This is a genomic window from Pseudomonas auratipiscis (assembly GCF_036324085.1).
Lineage (GTDB): Bacteria > Pseudomonadota > Gammaproteobacteria > Pseudomonadales > Pseudomonadaceae > Aquipseudomonas > Aquipseudomonas auratipiscis.
In genome coordinates, this window is record NZ_JAZDCU010000001.1 from 122,757 (window position 1) to 139,947 (window position 17,191).

Consider the following 17,191-nt stretch of genomic DNA (forward strand, 5'->3'; position numbering starts at 1 on the left):
GATGAGCCGAGCACAGCCCTCCGGCCGTCACGTTGCCGGTGCAAACGCTACTGTCCAGCATCCGCGCAGCAAGTTGCTGGTGTTTGTTGGCCTGTGCCTGCTACCGCTGGGAGGGGCGTTGCAGATGCTGCTCAGCGGGCAGTCCTGGTTGCCTGCCGTGGCGTACCCGCTCGTCAGTCTGGTTAGTTTTGCGCTGTATTGGCGAGACAAGCATCAGGCTCGCACACAAGGCTGGCGAACCCCGGAGAAGGTGCTGCATGCCAGCGAGATGCTGGGCGGTTGGCCTGGGGCCCTGTTGGCTCAGCAGGCTTTGCGGCATAAAACCCGCAAAGTCTCGTTCCAATTGAGCTTTTGGGCAATTGTCGCCGTGCATCAATTGTTCTGGATCGATCACCTGCTGCTCGACGGTCGTTGGTTGGGTAGCGCGCTAGGGCCTTTGCTCAGATGAGCAGGCCCGGTTGCAGGCGCTTTGGCAGGCGCCTGACAACCAACTGATGGGAGCGTTGCAGCAGGTCGCAAAGCTCTTCGCGCCCCATGGGGTAAGGTGGCGTCATGCTGATCCAGTGAGCCCGCGCCAGGTACGGTGCAGGTCGCACGCCGGGATGGTCGGCGTAGCTGAGAAACAGATCACTGTCGACTTTGAACGAAAGCCCGGCGCCCGCCAGGTCCAGCACTGCAAACATCTTGTTTCCGGCAATCGAAAACACCCGAATGCCTCCCCATTTATAGTCTTCCCGCGCCCCCGGCAGGCTCAGGCAAAAGTCCGCCACCTGCGCTTCGCTCATTTTCCCCTTAGACATAGTGCTCCCCACACTCTGCAAAAGACTCGACCAAGTGATCGATCCATACCCGCACAGCCGGTAGCAGGCCACGCCGGTGAGGATAGACGGCTTGCAGGTAGCCGCCCGGCAACGACCAATCGGGCAGCAAGCGAACCAGTTCGCCACTGGCCAGTTCTTGTTCGCAATGCATGCTCGGCAGGGCGGTGAACCCAAGCCCCGCAATTGCCGCAGCCTTGCGCACGACAAAGTCGTCGATGGCCAGGCGCGCTTCCAGGGTCAGCTCCTGCTTGTGACCTCGCGTATCGAGCAGTTGCAGATGCACAAGACGGTCGGCCTCTACCGCCCCCAATACTGCCAGGCCGCGCAGGTCTTCGGGGGTGACGGGGGCGTGGGCGGCGACGAAGCTCGGTGCAGCGACCAGATACATCTGAGCCTGGCGCAAACGTCGAGTTACCAACATTGGGTCTTCATTACCTAGATCCCGAACGCGAAGGGCCACGTCAACGCCTTCGGTGATCAGGTCGACACGGCGGTTGAGCAGGATCATGTCCAGTTGAACCTGCGGATACTGCTCAAGAAAGCGGCTGATGACTTGCGGCAGCAGGGTATGTGCCAGTCCCACCGGACACGACACTCGAAGGCGGCCGCGGGGTTCGCTGGTCATGCTGGCGACGGCCTCGTCAGCCATTTCGGCTTCCAGCAGCATCGCCTGGCAATGGCGCAGGTAGCGTTCTCCGACGGCTGTAAGTTTCAGTTGCCGTGTGGTGCGCTGCAGCAGCCGCGTGCCCAGGCGCTCTTCAAGCTCGGCGATACGGCGTGACAAGCGCGACTTGGGGATGCCAAGCACACGCCCGGCAGCGGCAAAACCACCTGCTTCGACTACCCGCGCGAAGTAGAAAAGGTCGTTGAGGTCTTGCATGGGGATCACCATTGTCCTGTCAGTAGGACAAACTAACGCATTTTTGCCTACTTATCAGCTATTCGCTATCCAGGTAGGATTCTTCCCATCGTGATCGCCCAGGTGCGGTCTTCAATCAGGAGAGTCCCATGAAACTGTTGCATATCGATTCGAGCATCCTGGGCGACAATTCCGCCTCCCGCCAGCTGAGCCGCGAAGTTGTTGATGCCTGGAAAGCCGCAGATCCTGCGTTGGAAGTGGTTTACCGTGACCTGGCAGCCGATGCCATCAGCCACTTCTCTGCCGCTACCCTGGTTGCCGCGGGTACGCCCGAAGCGATGCGTGATGCCGCGCAACAGCATGAAGCCAAGCTGAGCAGCGAAACCCTGCAAGAGTTTCTGGAAGCAGACGCGGTCGTCATTGCCGCGCCAATGTACAACTTCACCGTTCCAACCCAGCTCAAGGCCTGGATCGACCGCGTCGCCGTTGCCGGTCAGACCTTCCGCTATACCGAAGCCGGCCCTGAAGGTCTGTGTGGCAACAAGAAAGTCATCCTGGTCTCCACGTCGGGTGGCCTGCACGTTGGTCAGCCTACCGGTGTTGGCCACGAAGACTTTCTTAAGGTGTTTCTGGGTTTCATTGGCATCACCGACGTCGAGATCGTTCGCGCCCACGGCCTGGCCTATGGCGAGGAACACCGCGACAACGCCATGAATGCTGCACGCAAGCAGATCAGCACCGAGCTGTTTGCTGCCGCCTGATGCTTGGCTCGCGTGACCGAAACCGACAGCAGGCTGCGCTTGCTGTCGGTTTTTTCATTGAGCTTTCATCCGCGACGCAACAGTGCGCTCTATGCTGGGGCATCAACCAGGCAGGGTGACAGCCGATGGGCAGATTCGCTGCGATACTCATGGCCTTCTGGTTTGGCCTCGCTTGCCTGGCGCATGCTCAACCTGCACAGCAGCACAGCGTTGGTTTGCATCGCATGGTGTTTGCCGACCCGCTCGATGCGCGACCGGTACAAGCGCTGGCGTTCTATCCCTCCAGCGGCCCTGAGCGCAACAGTCGCATCGACGGTTACCGAGTCGCTGCCAGTGAAGGTGCGCCCATCGCCTCCGGTCGCTATCCGCTGTTGATGCTGTCTCATGGCAACACCGGAACACCATTGGCTCTGCATGACCTGGCGACGGCGTTGGCGCGACGAGGATTTGTCGTGGTGGCGGTGGTCCATCCAGGTGACAACGCCCACGATCACAGCCGTCTGGGAACCTTGAGCAATCTCTACGGACGGCCGTTGCAGATAAGCGCCGCTATTTCCGCCAGCCTTGCCGACCCGCTGCTTGGGCCCTATGTCAGTGGTGAACAGGTGGGCATGATCGGTTACTCGGCAGGCGGTGAAACTGCCTTGATTCTGTCCGGCGCCCAGCCCGACCTGGATCGATTGCGCCGCTATTGCCTGGAGCGGCCGCATGACGCCGATGCCTGCAAAACCCAGGGCGTACTCATCGCTGACCGTGCCGATTTGCGAGCCGAAGCCGATCCACGCATCCATGCCTTATTGCTAATGGCGCCGTTGAGCTTGATGTTCGGCCGCCATGCGTTGGCACAGGTCAAGGTGCCGGCGTTGATTTACAGCGGTGACAACGACCAGTTGCTGGCTATCGACAAGAACGCCCAAGCCCTGGCGCGCAAGTTGCCAGTCACGCCAAACTACAAGTTGCTCGCCGGGGCAGGGCACTTCGTCTTCATGGCGCCGTGCGAAGACGAGCAGCGAGAACACATGGCTGCGCTGTGCGACGACCCGGAGGGTGTCGATCGCGAGACGATTCACCTGTCATTGCAAGAGGAAGCTGCGCACTTCTTTACTCGCACATTGAGCCGCAGCGGCCGTTCCAGGCTGGATACCGTCAATCAATAACTTCGGGAGCGTCGCGACAACAGCAGAGTCAGGCCAACGCCTGCCAGCGATAACAGGGCGGCAATGCAGAAGATCCAGGCATAGCCCAAGTGCAGCGCCACTGCGCCCATCAATGGGCCCGAAATCGCCAACGCCAGGTCGAAAAACACCGCATAGGCGCCCAGGCCCGCCCCACGGCTGGAGACGGGCACTTGCTTGATCGCTTCGACACCCAGCGCCGGATACACCAATGACAGCCCAAAGCCGGTAAGGCCGGCGCCGACCAGTGCCAACATGGGGCTGGGGGCCAGCCACAGCAGCGCCAAGCCCAGCGCCTCGGTGCTCATGCAGACGATTGCCACCGGATAGCCGCCGAAGCGGTTCACGGCATTGACGAACAGTAGCCGCGAGAGAATAAAGCATAGGCCGAAAGCGCTGAGGCACCAGGCCGCGCCGCTCCAGCCCTGTTCCAGATAGAACAGGGTAACGAAGGTGGTCAAGGTGCCGTAGCCAATCGAGGCCAGAGTGAGGCCCATGCCGCAGGGCGCAACCCGGGCGAATGCGGCCCAAAACGGCAGGCGCTCACCGCGTACCACGGGAATCGACGCTTTGTTGCGAATCACCAGTAGTGCCAATAGGCCGAGTGCCGTCAACACCAGCCCCAGGGTGGCAAAGTTCATCTCATCGGCGAGCATCACACCCAGCGGTGCCCCGATGGCGATGGCCCCATAGGAGGCAATGCCGTTCCAGGAAATCACCCGCGCGGTATGCTCCGTGCCGACCGCGCCGATGCCCCAGCTCAAGGTGGCGACGCCAATCAAGCCTTGAGCCAGGCCCAGGAACACACGTCCGGCGAGCAGCGCCAACAAGCTGACTATTGGTGTGTTTACCGTCAGTGCGGAGACAAACGTCAGCACGCCGCTGGTAGCAATGCCGATCAACCCGAGAATGATCGCCTGTTTGCTGCCTTTGCTGTCGGCGATGCGTCCGGCAAGAGGACGGCTCAGCAGCGTGGTCAAGTACTGCAGGCCAATCGTCAGCCCGGCAATGACCGCGCTGAATCCCAGCTGGTCATGCACGTAGCCAGGTAATACGGCTATCGGCAGACCGATGCAGAGGAAGGCTATGAAGGTGTAGAAAACAATCGAGAGGATCTGCAGCGTAACCGCGAACGTGTTGGCTGAGGAGGAGGGTGACGCAGTCATGTGCTCGTTCGCTGGCGGGCGGAAGAAGAGCGCCCATGATGGCTGGCAGCGACGATAAAAGAAAGCAGGCTAACTAATTTTAAAAAGGACAGTGCTTGCTGTGCCAAGACTCGCTCAAGTCAGTTGCGCCGCAGACGCTGCTGCAACTGACTTGGCTTGCCTTGCGGTTACGTTCTTAAACCACGACGCCCTGGCTACGCAGGTAGTCATCGTAGGTGCCGCTGAAGTCCACGACACCGCTCGGGCTCAGCTCGATGATGCGGGTGGCCAGGGACGATACGAACTCACGGTCGTGGCTGACGAAAATCAGCGTGCCCGGGTAGTTCTCCAGCGCCAGGTTAAGCGCCTCGATCGATTCCATGTCCAGGTGGTTGGTGGGTTCGTCCATCAACAGCACGTTTGGCTTTTGCAGAATCAACTTGCCGAACAGCATGCGACCTTGCTCACCACCGGAGATGACCTTGACCGACTTCAGAATCTCATCGTTGGAGAACAGCATGCGACCCAAGGTGCCACGGATCATCTGCTCGCCCTGGGTCCATTGACCCATCCAGTCGAACAGGCTGACGTCATCTTCGAAGTCGTGGGCGTGGTCCTGAGCGTAGTAGCCCAGTTCTGCGCTTTCGGTCCACTTGACCGCGCCGGCATCCGGGCCCAGCTCACCAACCAGGGTGCGCAGCAAGGTGGTCTTGCCGATACCGTTAGGACCGATGATCGCAACGCGTTCGCCGGCTTCAACGGTGAAGCTGAAGTTCTGGAACAGGGTCTTGCCTTCGAAGCCCTTGGACAGCTTCTCGATCGTTACTGCCTGACGGTGCAGCTTTTTGGTTTGCTCGAAGCGGATGAACGGGCTGACGCGGCTCGATGGCTTGACTTCGGCCAGCTGGATCTTGTCGATCTGCTTGGCACGGGAAGTAGCCTGCTTGGCTTTCGAGGCGTTGGCCGAGAAGCGGCTGACGAAGGTTTGCAGCTCGGCGATCTGGGCCTTCTTCTTGGCGTTGTCCGACAGCAATTGCTCACGCGATTGCGTCGCAGCGGTCATGTACTCATCGTAGTTCCCTGGGAACAGACGCAGCTCGCCGTAGTCCAGGTCAGCCATGTGCGTGCACACACTGTTGAGGAAGTGGCGGTCGTGGGAAATGATAATCATGGTGCTGTTACGCGCCGTGAGAACAGTTTCCAGCCAGCGGATGGTGTTGATGTCCAGGTGGTTGGTCGGTTCGTCGAGCAGCAACACTTCAGGATCGGAGAACAGTGCCTGGGCCAGCAATACGCGCAGCTTCCAGCCTGGCGCGACTTCAGTCATCGGGCCAAAGTGCTGTTCCAGGGGAATACCCAGGCCCAGCAACAGTTCACCGGCGCGGGACTCGGCAGTGTAGCCGTCCATTTCGGCGAATTCGGTTTCCAGCTCGGCAACGGCCATACCGTCTGCTTCGGTCATTTCCGGCAGCGAATAGATACGATCGCGCTCGGCTTTTACCCTCCACAGTTCCTCGTGGCCCATGATCACCGTGTCGATCACGTTGAATTCTTCGTAAGCGAACTGGTCCTGACGCAGCTTACCTAAGCGCACGTTCGGCTCAAGCATTACCTGGCCGGCAGAAGGCTCCAGGTCGCCGCCGAGGATTTTCATGAAGGTCGACTTGCCGCAGCCGTTGGCGCCGATCAGGCCGTAGCGGTTGCCGTTGTTGAATTTGACCGAGACGTTCTCGAACAACGGCTTGGCGCCGAACTGCATGGTGATGTTAGCGGTGGAGATCAAAGGGCTTACCTATCAATAGCTTACGTCGCTGGCATTGCGGCTGATACCGATTTGATACCAATTTGCAGCTTTTCCAGCTCGCTCCAGTCGGAGCTTGAGTTAATCCAACGCGCATACGTCGACAGCAGCATTTGCACGCTGTGGCCGAGCTGTTGGGAGATAAATGCGGGGTTGAGGCCAGACATTGAGCGTATTGTCGCATAGGTGTGGCGACAGTTGTATGGCGGTTGGTAACGAATCCCCAGTTCTTTCAGTAGCGAACGCCCGTGATGATGGAGGTCTGAGATCTGCTGGACGAACTCAGCAATCATCGATGGCGGGAAAAGCAATGGTGACTCCGTGATCCCTCCCTTTCCCTTCTTAGGTTGCTCGGCGCCGGGGTGGCGTGATTTGAGAGTCTGGGTTATTTGTGTGTACCGACATAACGTCGGTGCCTCAAATAGGGATGAAATAGTTATGCGTAAAGCGACGGGACTGGCTTTTCTGATTGCAGCTGCGTTGAGCGTGTCGGGCTGTGCCGGCGACATCAACCAAGCTCCGGTCACCAAACGCATGACGGTAGCTGGGGACCTCGAGGAGGTCTTTTACAAGCTAACCGCTGGCGCTCCGAGCAATAGTGATTGCGGGAAGTGGATCGTGCGCAGTGCTATCTACCCTAAAATGGGCGAATTCCGGATTGAGTATGGCCCTCAGAGCATGAGCGGCCCGCAGATATTCAGCAGCATCGTTGGGCAGAAATCAGGCGACTCAGTCAATCTGACAATGCGAGACGCTACGCTGGTCAAGAACTCACCCTACATCGAAGCAGTGAGTAACTATCTCCAAACTGGTGTCTGCGGGTCACCCAGCGGGCCAACGCCTTGCTACGAATCACCCGCGCGCTTGCTGTCGGGCAGGCGCGATGTGCTTCAGGCCCTTTAAGGTCCGATCACGGTTGGGCGAAATACGGTGACCGGTACCGCATTGTCGGCAACGACCTGCAATTCTGAGGGACTTGTCTGCCACTACTCGAAATGCGCCTTTGGAATATCTCCGTGTTCGGTCTGCAGATAGATTGTGTAGGGCAACATTACAGTGTCAGCTATGCCAGAGAGCGCGATATCGAAAACTATCAACGGCGTCCCAGGGTAGCCATCGAAGCCGACAGCGCGGCGGGGCTCTGCATCCAGAATGCAGTAATTCATTGCGACACCGCTGTAGATTCGTGGAATGGCATCGCAATGTGAGTGCCAGCGGGCAAGCTTGTTGCTTGAAATCATGTCATCGTTGAAGACGGTGTTGATCGTCCCGCAACCTGTTAACAAGCTAGAAACGAGCAGCGTGATTACGAATTTCATTTGGCGCGTCCGTGCTGAATGTGGCGTTGATTTTAGCGCAATTGCTAAGCCATTCTGGCTGAGTCACGATCGACAAGCCACAACCTAACCGAACGGTGATTTTATCGTGTCCCGGAAAGTGATGTAACTCATCATGGTTCAGGCCGTCTTCAGTCCGTTCTGGACTTCGAGTCCTAAACTTGCATGAATCTGCATGGGTGGTTATATTGAGAATATTCACACCGTATCAATTTTTCCGCGAGACTCTCCAGAAATGAACAATTAATGTGTCTTTACTTTTTACTCTTTTGCCAAAAGTAAAAGCGCATGGTCGTTCGCATCTCTATGGCCAGTTACCTTGGGTTGACTGATGGTGGCGGCTGATAAAGCCTTCGTGCTTTACTATTTGGCGTTGTTTTCCTTTGCTAAGGATAGAAAACGATGGCTACCCCCTATCTCTCGAAAGATGTTTACCAACATAATCAGAACGTCTGGAATCGACTTGCTCGCGAAGGTTGTGATTGGTCAAAACCCGTTTCTTCGGAAGTTATTCAGGCTGCCCGAAGAGGGGAGTGGCAAATACAGCTAATCCCTGCAGAACTCCCAGCAGGATGGCTTGACGATGTGCAAGGGAAGCGTATTTTATGCCTGGCTGGTTCCGGAGGACAACAAGCTCCAGTGTTGGCGGCTGCGGGGGCTGACGTAGTTGTGGTGGATGCTTCTCAAGATCAGTTGGCACTAGATGAGATGGTTGCAAAACGGGACAATCTGTCTCTACGCACAGTCTTGGGAGATATGCAGGACTTGTCAGCATTTAATGATGAATCCTTTGACCTGATTTTTCATCCGATTTCGAATCTGTATGTGCCTAATATTCAGAAAGTGTGGGCTGAATGTTATCGCGTCCTCTGTAAAGGAGGGAAATTGCTCAGCAGCTTCTACAATCCGGCGGTATTTGTTTTTGAGCGCTCTGCTGATCTAGCCAAGGAAGGTTTAATGAAGCCGCGTTTTACACTGCCCTACGCCGATATAACTGATCTGAGTGAGGGTGAAATTGCAGACAAGATTGCCAGAAATGAGGCTTTCGTATTCGGTCACACTTTGGCGGAACAAATAAATGGGCAGTTGCAGGCTGGTTTGTTGCTTACAGGCTTCGAGGAAGCTTTTCAGCCGACGCCGCGGTTTCTGATCGATAATTACATGCCAACTTTTATCGCAACGTGTTCAGTTAAGCCGAGGTGATTTTTTCCGGCTCCGCTAGACTGCCCGGAGGGGTTTATCGGGCTCAATGAAAGCCGCGTAGAGATGTTCTTCATCGAGCCGGATCTGCGCGGGAAAGGTATTGGCCGCTCGCTACTGGATCATGCCAGCAGTACGTGCAGTCAGATGAGTGTTGATTCATTATCCATCAGGCTGGCATCCATCGATGCGCTAGCAATTGCCCGCTCCCACGGGCTCGATGTGTCGGCAGCCGCGTCAGAGCTTTGTCACTCTCTATTAAGGATTGATGTTGTGCCGAACTCAGTGATTGTCAAAAGAAAGGTGTTGTTTGGCGACTGCGACCCGGAAGGGATTGTCTATACGCCCAGGTTTTCGTACTTCGTGATTGAGGCCGTTCATGATGCGCTTTCAGTTTGGCTGTCTGGTCCCGGTTTGAGAACTCTGTTGGGTTTTGATTTGTTGCCTCCGGCAAGGGCATTTTCGCTGGAGTTCCTCCATCCGGTCACTTGGGATGATGAACTTTCCATGACGGTAACTGTTTCCAGTGTTTCGCTTCACTCGTTCACATTTGCAATCGAGGGAAATCTAGCGCCAGATATCAAGGCATTTACCGCAAGCCTGACACATGTTTGCGTCTCACCGGTTACCAAGGAAATTATTGAAGTTCCTCAAGCGCTGAGAGCGTTACTTGCCCCTGATGAGCGAAGAGGGAGTAGAGCGACGGCCGGGGGCTGATTCTCTGATGGAAGAGGTTCAGGCGCCTCAGCGGCAAGCGCTTGGCTCGGGCGGTTCGGGTCACAGTGCCGGGAGTGCGGAGGCGCAAACCCTGGCAACAAAAAGCCCGCACAAAAAAGGCGGGCTAAAAAGTTTCAAGAGGAGTAGGGGAGACTATGCACCGAGGCTTGTGAAAGGTTCGTGAACGCATTTGCCTGGCACGCTGTCATCCACGGCTATTCAGATAGAAATGCGCCGCTAACAGCCGGTTGCCTAGCCAGTGCGGATGTCGCCACAGAACAACGGACGGCTGCCGTCTGCCGGGCTGCTGCGAATGAGCAGCGCGTAGTCACCTCTGGCCAGATCGCTCAGCGCGACCGGTGCCAGGGCCCAATGTTGGGTTCGGGGTGTTAGCGACGGATAATCGACGCTATTGGCCTGGTGACTGTCATAGGCAGGCGATGCGCCCAGGTGTTGGCATGAACCTGCATAAATAACCGGGTCAAGACGGCTCGGCACGGCCATATCCTGAGGAACACCACCGACGGTGAGTTTGATGCTGGTCTGATCGCCCACAGGGCTAAGGGTGGCTCGAGCGATGTGCTCTGCGTTTTGAGAAGTAGCAGTGAGAGGGACATCGACAATCCGGGCGTTGCTTGCACAACCAGAAATTGCCCCTGCTGCTACCAACGCAAGCCAAGATATTCTGTTCATCACAGATCTCCTGCATTGAGGTGCGTTGATTTCGTCCCCCCTATGAAGTCTAGTGATCTGCTTGTGGCGCGGCGTCTGGCTGATGGGTGGTCATATTGATCGCTTGGTCTTCCAGAGCAGGCACACCATCACTAGAAAAAACAGCGCACCGCTGGATATTCCCCTGACTGAATCACTGGCGAATGCCGCCACACAGAAAACCCCAAGAGCCGAGGTTAAAAATAACGGTAGGCTGGTAATCAGCGAGATAAATAAACTGGATTTTCTCCATTCTGGATTGATCAGCCAGTTCACCAGTAGGCCGATTAACAAAGCGCCCCAGGAGAACAGGCCGAGGACGATTATTATCGTTGTATACATAGCCGCAACGGGTATCCCGCGCGTATCGCTGGGGTCGTCAGGGTTGTCAGGCGTGCCTGAAATGGCATAAGTGAATAACAGGATGGCCGAGAGGGAGATGATGATGCTCAGGGCGCACTTTTTCCAGGGTTGCATATAAAGTTCGTCTCACTGACAGCTGTTGTTGAGAAAAGGTGGTTGATATTAAAAATGACAACCAGGCGCTGTCTAACCAACACACCAAAGCTCCACAAAACTTCAAGAAAAACCCATATTCCTCCAGCGACCACTCGTCCAGTTCCGGGCACTTGATATGTCGTGCTTTCTCTCATGTGTATGTGCGGATTTCCCGCGCGACTGCAGAGGAGAAACAGCATGGACATTGATGAAAATGCACCCGGCAATACATCCCAGCAGGGTGTAGGCGGCAAAACGGACAGCGAGAGCGGTCACGACCCCAAGCACAAAGAAGGTGAGATTCCATTGCCCGCCGATGATCAAGCGCCTGTCGAAAAGGAACTGGCCGATGTAGAGGCCAACAACTCGGTATCCAGTGAGCACCCTGAGCCACGCTGAGTTGAACTAGCCGGCCCGGTGCTTACGGCCCCGGTGCTGGCTGCCCTGGGGCTTTGGCGCACGCCCATCACGAACCTGGTTCAGGACGAGTTCTGATGCTGAACGGCAAACTGTTTGCGAAACCACTCTTCGAGCATAGCCTTCTCGGCATACAGTCGATCGCTGTTGGCGCTGCGTCCCGGCCGTTGCAGGTAGAACTTGTCGGTGACCCGCGCATCGGCCTGACTTAACGGCTGGCCTTGTTGCGATAGTACATAGTGCAGGTCAATACTTGGCCAAGTGATATCACGCATGAAACGAATGCTGTAGGCCTGCCGATGCCAAGGCTCGTAGCGACCGGCAAGGTCGATATCGCGGATATCGATACGCAGGGTCTGGCCGGGGGGCAGATAGCGTTTGCCCAGTGTTTGCAGGTAACTGCGCAGCTCCTTCATCACCTGCTGATCGGCGCCGCGCTCGTAGCCATTACTGTCCAGGCTTGCATCGCGAAAGTGTTCGGGGTTGTCGTAGATGACCTCCACCGAAGGGCCGGGCGGTGTTTGAGCCAGGCTGCTTGTGACGGCTAAGCTCAAGGCGACAAAGATCAATACAGGGCGCATGATTCACCTCAAGGTGCGAGTCTGTGCACAGCTTTTATTGTACGCCTGCCAGGGATGGTGGGTTAGGGGAGAACAGGGTGAGTCGTATCGAGCAGTTTGCCATTAACCGGCAAGGCAGGGATTACGCCGTGGGTGATATTCACGGTCACTTCGAGCGCCTGCAAGAACAGCTGTCAGCGATCGGTTTTAATTCGGCAGTGGATCGATTGTTCAGCGTGGGGGACCTGGTCGACCGCGGCCCGCAGTGCCCCCAGGTCCTGGATTGGTTGGACCAGCCATGGTTTCACGCTGTGCAAGGTAACCACGAAGCGCTGGCGGTGACCCATGTCAGTGGCGGCTGGTTGGATTATGACCAGTATCGTGCCGCTGGCGGTGGCTGGTTTCTCGACCTGCCGGACAACGAGCAAGCACGTTTCGCCGAGCGCTTTGCGCGCATGCCCCTGGCCCTGGAGGTGCAAACGTCTGCTGGGCTGGTTGGGCTGTTGCATGCCGACTGTCCGTGTGCCAGTTGGGCCGAGATGTGTGAACAACTGCAACGCCAGGCTCCCCATGAACTGCAGGAGTACTGCCAATGGTCGCGACGGCGCCTGAAGGCCGATGACGAGCGACCGATTGCCGGATTGCGTGCATTGATCGTCGGCCATACGCCGCTGAGCGAGGTGCGGGTACTGGGTAATATCTGGCATATCGACACGGGTGGCTGGAATCGTGGCCACTTCAGTTTGTTGGCATTGGACACCTTGAGTTTGGCCAACGCGTAGCGAGTCAGTCCAAACCACTTTCGTTCGGGCGTGTCCGTCCCTCCAAGGGGGCGCACAGTAAACACACAGTTTTGCTGCTCAACTGTACCTTGACGCGATGGCGCTCAGGCTGGAGTCTGCTGGATCGAGCCGTTGGAGATTGTTGATGGACCTGTCGTTACTCGCGCTGTTCGTTCCCGCCTGCTTTGCTTTGAATATGGCGCCTGGACCGAACAATCTGTTGTCACTCAACAATGCCAGCCGTTACGGCTTGCGTACTGCCTGCGTCGCCGGGGTTGGCCGGCTGCTGGCCTTTGCGGGGATGATCATGCTCGCAGCGATGGGGCTCGCGGTGGTGTTGCACACCAGCGAGTACCTGTTCCTCACCATCAAGGTGGTGGGTGCGTTCTACCTGTTCTATATCGCCTGGCAGCTGTGGCGGGCGCCTGTTGGTCAAAGCGGACCGGCAGGCGAACACAAGGGCGGCGTGCTGCGCCTGGGGCGTCAGGAATTTTTCGTTGCTGCGGGTAACCCCAAGGCGATCCTGATTTTCACTGCGTTTTTGCCGCAGTTCGTCACGGTGAATAGTCCCGTGCCGGTCTCGGAGCAATTCGTCTGGCTCGGCGGTTTGTTCTTGCTGCTGGAATGGGCTGCAATCGCAATCTATGCCTGGTTGGGGGCTTACCTGCAGCGTTGGTTCAATCAGCCCGGACCGCGACGTTTGTTCAATCGGGTCAGCGCCACATTGCTCGGCTGCGCGGGGATCGGTCTGCTGGCGGCGCGCCGTGCCTAACCACCGCGCAAGGTGGGGTTGTAGGCACTTATAGACAAAGGGTCTGAGAGCGTTGCCTGAAATGTCCTAGGCTTATGGCTGGACCGGGCACACGGATTGCTGCCCACCTCTGCCAAGGAGACATCACCATGCTCTCGACCCTGGAGTTGCGTAACATCATTGAATGCAGTTTTCTGCCCGTACGCTGCCAATGCACACTGGCCGCTGATCGTTCCCTTACGGTTAAGGTGTTTGATCGAACCTGCGAACGGGTCGACCTGCTGGTTACCGGTATCGATGCCGAGCAGTTGACCAGCAGTCGGGCAATTTCCGATCTGATCGCAGGCTTGCGCAATGATCTCGCCGACCAGCGCCAGCGGTATGCGGGGCGTCGGCGTGACAGCCTTTAATCGCGATAGAACACCTGGACCAGGTGATAGCCGAACTTGCTCTTGATCGGACCATGAACGACGCGTAGCGGTTTTTTGAAGATGACCTGATCGATCGCGCCGACCATCTGTCCAGGACGCACTTCGCCCAAATCGCCGCCGCGTTTGCCGGAGGGGCAGGTCGAATACTTCTTGGCCAGCACATCGAACGCTTCGCCCTTGGCGATGCGTTGTTTGAGCTGTTCGGCTTCTTCGGCGGTCTTGACCAGAATATGCCGGGCCTGTGCTTTCATTTCGAGGTACCTTCGCAACGCGCTAAAACCGCGCATTATGCCTGATCTCGCCGATCAGAGGAGGCGCGACGCGCCGCGCCTCCTGAGCGCCTTACTCGACGCTGGCCTTCTTCACCTCGTCAGAGGCCGACCAGATGCGATAACGCACTTCGACACCTTCGGGCACGTATACCACCACCGGCAGTTTGCTGTTGTAACGCAGCAGGAAGCCGTCGCCGACGACTGGCACAAAGGCCTCTTGCTTGCGGTTGTCCGGGCATGCCATCAGCGTGGATGCCGGGCCCATGACTTTATCCAGGCGGTAGTAACTGTAGCCCCAGCCTTCCAGGGTTTTTTCTTCCAGCGTGCCGCCCAAGTGCTGGCGGTTGCAGTCGACCTGCAGTTGCTTGCCCGCCAGTACTTCCAGCTTGAACGCCGACTCGTCGGCTTGCTCAGGCACGTGAATGACCTGACGGGTAAAGCCTTTTTCGGCCTCGGGGTAAGGTGCTACGTCCTTGAGGCTGGCGGCCTGTACCGAGGTACCGACTGCCAGAGTCAGGGTGAGCAACGCAGTGAAAGGGATTGGGCGCATAAGGCCTCCTTGCAGATAAAAAAGACGCTGCCGCAGCCAGGTCCCAAGCGGCCCGTCATTGGGCCAGCCAGCCACCATCGATGTTCCAGGCAGCGCCACGAACCTGGCTGCCAGCTTCGCTACACAGAAACAATACCAGCTCACCCAGGTGTTCGGGAGTGACAAAGGCCAGAGAAGGCTGCTTTTCGGCCAACAGATCGTGCTGTGCCTGCTGCGGGTCAATGCCGCTGGCGGCGCGATCATCGATCTGTTTTTGCACCAGCGGAGTCAGCACCCATCCTGGGCAGATGGCGTTACAAGTGATGTTGCTGGTCGCGGTTTCCAGTCCAACCACTTTGGTCAGCCCGACGACGCCATGTTTGGCGGCGACATAGGCTGCCTTGCCGGTTGAACCGACCTGGCCATGTACCGAGGCAATGTTGACGATACGACCCCAGTTACGCGCGCGCATGCCCGGCAGCACCAGGCGTGTGCCGTGGAACACCGCAGACAGGTTGATCGCGATGATCGCGTCCCAACGCTCCACCGGAAAATCTTCCACCGCCGCTACGTGCTGGATGCCCGCGTTGTTGACTAGAATATCGACGCCACCAAACTCGCGTTCGGCGTAGCCGAACAGGTCTTCGATTTGCGCCACATCGCCCAGGTCGGCGGGGTGATGCCCGATCCGTGTACCGTGGCGGGCAACTTCGGCGATGGCAGCGTTGACGTCACCGAAACCGTTGAGGATCAAATCGGCGCCGGCTCGTGCCAGCACGTGCGCGATGCCCAGGCCGATGCCACTGGTGGAGCCGGTCACTACTGCTGTCTTGCCTGTGAGATTCATCAATTGCTCCTTAAACGATGCCGGTCGCGTAGAAAGTGGCGATCACCACGAACACTGCCAGGGTCTTGATCAGGGTAATACCAAAAATGTCTTTGTAGGCTTCGCGGTGTGTCAGACCGGTTACGGCCAGCAAGGTGATAACCGCGCCGTTGTGCGGCAGGGTGTCCATGCCGCCGCTGGCCATGGCCGCAACCCGGTGCAGCACTTCAAGAGGAATGTTGGCCGCGTTCGCCGCGGCGATGAAGCTGTCTGACATCGCCGCCAGGGCGATACTCATGCCGCCGGAGGCGGAGCCAGTTATACCGGCGAGCAAGGTTACCGTGATTGCTTCGTTGACCAAGGGGTTCGGTATAGCGCGCAGGGCATCGGCCAGCACCAGAAACCCTGGCAACGAAGCGATCACCGCGCCAAAGCCGTATTCGGACGCCGTGTTCATCGCGGCCAGCAGCGCGCCACTGACCGCAGCTTTGCTGCCCTCGGCCAAACGATTCTTGATCGCCCCGAAGCCTGTCACCAATACCAGCAAGATACCCAGCAGCAGGGCTGCTTCCACCGCCCAGATCGCCGTGAGCTTGGCGATATCGGTTTGCACTGGGGTGCTCATGCCTGGCAGGCTGAGGCTGTGGGTCTTGCCATACCAATCGGGAATCCAGTGGGTGAACAGCAGGTTCATCACCCCGACCAGCAGCAGCGGCGACAGGGCCAGCAGCGGGTTGGGTAGCTTGAGGTCGGCGGCAGTTTCCGGCTCGTTGCGCAGGTCTGTGCCATAGCCTTCGCCGGCACGCTGGGCCTTGTTGCGCTGGCGTTGCAGGTACAGCATGCCGGAGCAGAACACGAACAAGGTACCGATCAAGCCCAGCCACGGCGCAGCCCAGGCCGTAGTGTTGAAGAATGTGCTGGGGATGATGTTCTGGATCTGCGGGGTGCCGGGCAGGGCGTCCATGGTGAAAGAGAATGCGCCGAGGGCGATGGTCGCCGGGATCAGGCGCTTGGGGATGTTGCTCTGCCGAAACATTTCGGCAGCGAACGGGTAGACGGCGAACACCACTACAAACAGCGAGACCCCGCCGTAGGTCAGCAGCGCGCACACCAATACGATTACCAGCATGGCCTGGCGGGTGCCGAGCAGGCGGATAGCTGCTGCAACAATCGAACGAGAGAAGCCGGACAACTCGATCAGCTTGCCGAACACGGCGCCGAGCAAGAACACGGGGAAGTACAGCTTGATGAAGCCGACCATCTTCTCCATGAACACGCCGGTGAAGGCGGGGGCCACGGCCGAAGGGTCGGTAAGCAGTACCGCGCCAAGGGCGGCGATTGGGGCGAAAAGGATAACGCTATAACCACGGTAAGCAGCCAGCATCAGCAGCGCGAGGGCTGCCAGGGCGATGATTACACTCATCGAGTGTCTCCTTGGGTGCATCTTGTTTTTGTAGGTTGCAGGAGATAGCGGGAATCGTGCCAACTAACTAAGTTACTGATTTATATGGGTAATTTGTATTTTATAACGACGTCTGTCTCTAAATGGAGATGATGATCTCTTAGGGCGAGGTCACTTCTGCTGCAGTTGCTAGGAG

Annotated in this window: 21 protein-coding genes and 2 pseudogenes; 10 read left to right on the forward strand and 13 right to left on the reverse strand. The window is 57.6% G+C overall.

Annotated features, from left to right (window positions below; all coding sequences use genetic code 11):
* Position 1: 1 nt before the first annotated feature.
* A complete protein-coding gene (locus tag V0R60_RS00565) occupies positions 2–448 on the forward strand; it encodes a DUF1294 domain-containing protein (protein WP_136476456.1) in 447 nt (148 codons plus the stop codon).
* Here V0R60_RS00565 and V0R60_RS00570 read toward each other — a convergent pair.
* Both V0R60_RS00570 and V0R60_RS00575 read right to left on the reverse strand, forming a co-directional pair.
* Positions 441–800 carry an MmcQ/YjbR family DNA-binding protein gene (locus tag V0R60_RS00570; protein WP_136476454.1) on the reverse strand — a complete coding sequence of 120 codons (360 nt, stop codon included), beginning with the start codon at positions 798–800 and terminating at the stop codon, positions 441–443. The genes V0R60_RS00565 and V0R60_RS00570 overlap by 8 nt on opposite strands.
* Positions 793–1,701, reverse strand: a complete 909-nt coding sequence (locus V0R60_RS00575) for a LysR substrate-binding domain-containing protein (protein WP_136476452.1) — start codon at positions 1,699–1,701, stop codon at positions 793–795. Before V0R60_RS00575 ends, V0R60_RS00570 begins: the two co-directional genes overlap by 8 nt.
* A 128-nt stretch (positions 1,702–1,829) precedes the next feature.
* Here V0R60_RS00575 and V0R60_RS00580 point away from each other — a divergent pair, with 128 nt between their 5' ends.
* Positions 1,830–2,441 (forward strand): FMN-dependent NADH-azoreductase, encoded by a 612-nt coding sequence (locus V0R60_RS00580; RefSeq protein WP_136476451.1) that lies wholly within the window; start codon positions 1,830–1,832, stop codon positions 2,439–2,441.
* 125 nt (positions 2,442–2,566) lie between these two features.
* Positions 2,567–3,598 (forward strand): alpha/beta hydrolase family protein, encoded by a 1,032-nt coding sequence (locus V0R60_RS00585; RefSeq protein WP_136476449.1) that lies wholly within the window; start codon positions 2,567–2,569, stop codon positions 3,596–3,598.
* Here the strand turns inward: V0R60_RS00585 and V0R60_RS00590 are convergent.
* From V0R60_RS00590 to V0R60_RS00605, 4 genes and pseudogenes are all read right to left on the reverse strand, one after another.
* Complete coding sequence (locus V0R60_RS00590; RefSeq protein ID WP_330078684.1) at positions 3,592–4,782, reverse strand: MFS transporter; 1,191 nt, start codon at positions 4,780–4,782, stop codon at positions 3,592–3,594. The two genes, V0R60_RS00585 and V0R60_RS00590, sit on opposite strands and share 7 nt — an antisense overlap.
* Positions 4,783–4,957: 175 nt before the next feature.
* Entirely contained in the window at positions 4,958–6,544 is a 1,587-nt protein-coding gene (locus V0R60_RS00595) for an ABC-F family ATPase (protein ID WP_136476445.1), read from the reverse strand.
* Between the two features lie 20 nt (positions 6,545–6,564).
* Positions 6,565–6,918 (reverse strand): annotated as a pseudogene (locus V0R60_RS00600) (site-specific integrase); the annotation flags it as partial.
* Between the two features lie 630 nt (positions 6,919–7,548).
* Positions 7,549–7,881, reverse strand: coding sequence for a YceK/YidQ family lipoprotein (locus V0R60_RS00605; RefSeq protein WP_330078683.1), 333 nt, complete (start codon positions 7,879–7,881; stop codon positions 7,549–7,551).
* Between the two features lie 420 nt (positions 7,882–8,301).
* Here V0R60_RS00605 and V0R60_RS00610 point away from each other — a divergent pair, with 420 nt between their 5' ends.
* The 3 genes and pseudogenes from V0R60_RS00610 to V0R60_RS00620 all read left to right on the forward strand — a co-directional run bounded on the left by V0R60_RS00610 (position 8,302) and on the right by V0R60_RS00620 (position 9,816).
* A complete protein-coding gene (locus tag V0R60_RS00610) occupies positions 8,302–9,102 on the forward strand; it encodes a class I SAM-dependent methyltransferase (protein ID WP_330078682.1) in 801 nt (266 codons plus the stop codon).
* 27 nt (positions 9,103–9,129) lie between these two features.
* Positions 9,130–9,258 (forward strand): annotated as a pseudogene (locus V0R60_RS00615) (GNAT family N-acetyltransferase); the annotation flags it as partial.
* A 114-nt stretch (positions 9,259–9,372) separates the two neighbouring features.
* Entirely contained in the window at positions 9,373–9,816 is a 444-nt protein-coding gene (locus V0R60_RS00620) for an acyl-CoA thioesterase (RefSeq protein WP_330078750.1), read from the forward strand.
* 252 nt (positions 9,817–10,068) lie between these two features.
* On the opposite strand, the gene V0R60_RS00625 is transcribed toward V0R60_RS00620, so the two are convergent.
* On the reverse strand, positions 10,069–10,509 hold the full coding sequence (locus V0R60_RS00625) for a hypothetical protein (protein WP_136476438.1): 441 nt from the start codon (positions 10,507–10,509) through the stop codon (positions 10,069–10,071).
* Between the two features lie 90 nt (positions 10,510–10,599).
* Positions 10,600–11,004 carry a hypothetical protein gene (locus V0R60_RS00630; RefSeq protein WP_136476436.1) on the reverse strand — a complete coding sequence of 135 codons (405 nt, stop codon included), beginning with the start codon at positions 11,002–11,004 and terminating at the stop codon, positions 10,600–10,602.
* A gap of 219 nt (positions 11,005–11,223) precedes the next feature.
* On the opposite strand from V0R60_RS00630, the gene V0R60_RS00635 reads away from it, so the two are divergent.
* Complete coding sequence (locus V0R60_RS00635; protein ID WP_136476434.1) at positions 11,224–11,424, forward strand: hypothetical protein; 201 nt, start codon at positions 11,224–11,226, stop codon at positions 11,422–11,424.
* 80 nt (positions 11,425–11,504) lie between these two features.
* On the opposite strand, the gene V0R60_RS00640 is transcribed toward V0R60_RS00635, so the two are convergent.
* Complete coding sequence (locus V0R60_RS00640) at positions 11,505–12,023, reverse strand: DUF3016 domain-containing protein (protein WP_136476432.1); 519 nt, start codon at positions 12,021–12,023, stop codon at positions 11,505–11,507.
* 77 nt (positions 12,024–12,100) lie between these two features.
* Between V0R60_RS00640 and V0R60_RS00645 the strand changes: the two genes are divergently transcribed.
* From V0R60_RS00645 to V0R60_RS00655, 3 genes are all read left to right on the forward strand, one after another.
* Positions 12,101–12,784, forward strand: a complete 684-nt coding sequence (locus tag V0R60_RS00645) for a metallophosphoesterase (protein ID WP_330078681.1) — start codon at positions 12,101–12,103, stop codon at positions 12,782–12,784.
* A 145-nt stretch (positions 12,785–12,929) separates the two neighbouring features.
* Complete coding sequence (locus V0R60_RS00650) at positions 12,930–13,556, forward strand: LysE family translocator (protein ID WP_136476428.1); 627 nt, start codon at positions 12,930–12,932, stop codon at positions 13,554–13,556.
* A 128-nt stretch (positions 13,557–13,684) separates the two neighbouring features.
* Positions 13,685–13,945: a DUF1652 domain-containing protein gene (locus tag V0R60_RS00655; RefSeq protein ID WP_136476426.1), complete on the forward strand. Its 261-nt coding sequence runs from the start codon at positions 13,685–13,687 to the stop codon at positions 13,943–13,945.
* On the opposite strand, the gene V0R60_RS00660 is transcribed toward V0R60_RS00655, so the two are convergent.
* From V0R60_RS00660 to V0R60_RS00675, 4 genes are all read right to left on the reverse strand, one after another.
* Positions 13,942–14,217 (reverse strand): peptidylprolyl isomerase, encoded by a 276-nt coding sequence (locus tag V0R60_RS00660; RefSeq protein WP_038611202.1) that lies wholly within the window; start codon positions 14,215–14,217, stop codon positions 13,942–13,944. The genes V0R60_RS00655 and V0R60_RS00660 overlap by 4 nt on opposite strands.
* A gap of 91 nt (positions 14,218–14,308) precedes the next feature.
* The gene (eco, locus tag V0R60_RS00665) at positions 14,309–14,788 is read right to left on the reverse strand and encodes a serine protease inhibitor ecotin (RefSeq protein ID WP_203541465.1); all 480 of its coding nucleotides are present in this window, start codon (positions 14,786–14,788) and stop codon (positions 14,309–14,311) included.
* 55 nt (positions 14,789–14,843) lie between these two features.
* Complete coding sequence (hbdH, locus tag V0R60_RS00670; RefSeq protein ID WP_330078680.1) at positions 14,844–15,614, reverse strand: 3-hydroxybutyrate dehydrogenase; 771 nt, start codon at positions 15,612–15,614, stop codon at positions 14,844–14,846.
* A gap of 10 nt (positions 15,615–15,624) precedes the next feature.
* Positions 15,625–17,016, reverse strand: coding sequence for a GntP family permease (locus tag V0R60_RS00675; RefSeq protein WP_136476420.1), 1,392 nt, complete (start codon positions 17,014–17,016; stop codon positions 15,625–15,627).
* Positions 17,017–17,191: the final 175 nt, after the last annotated feature.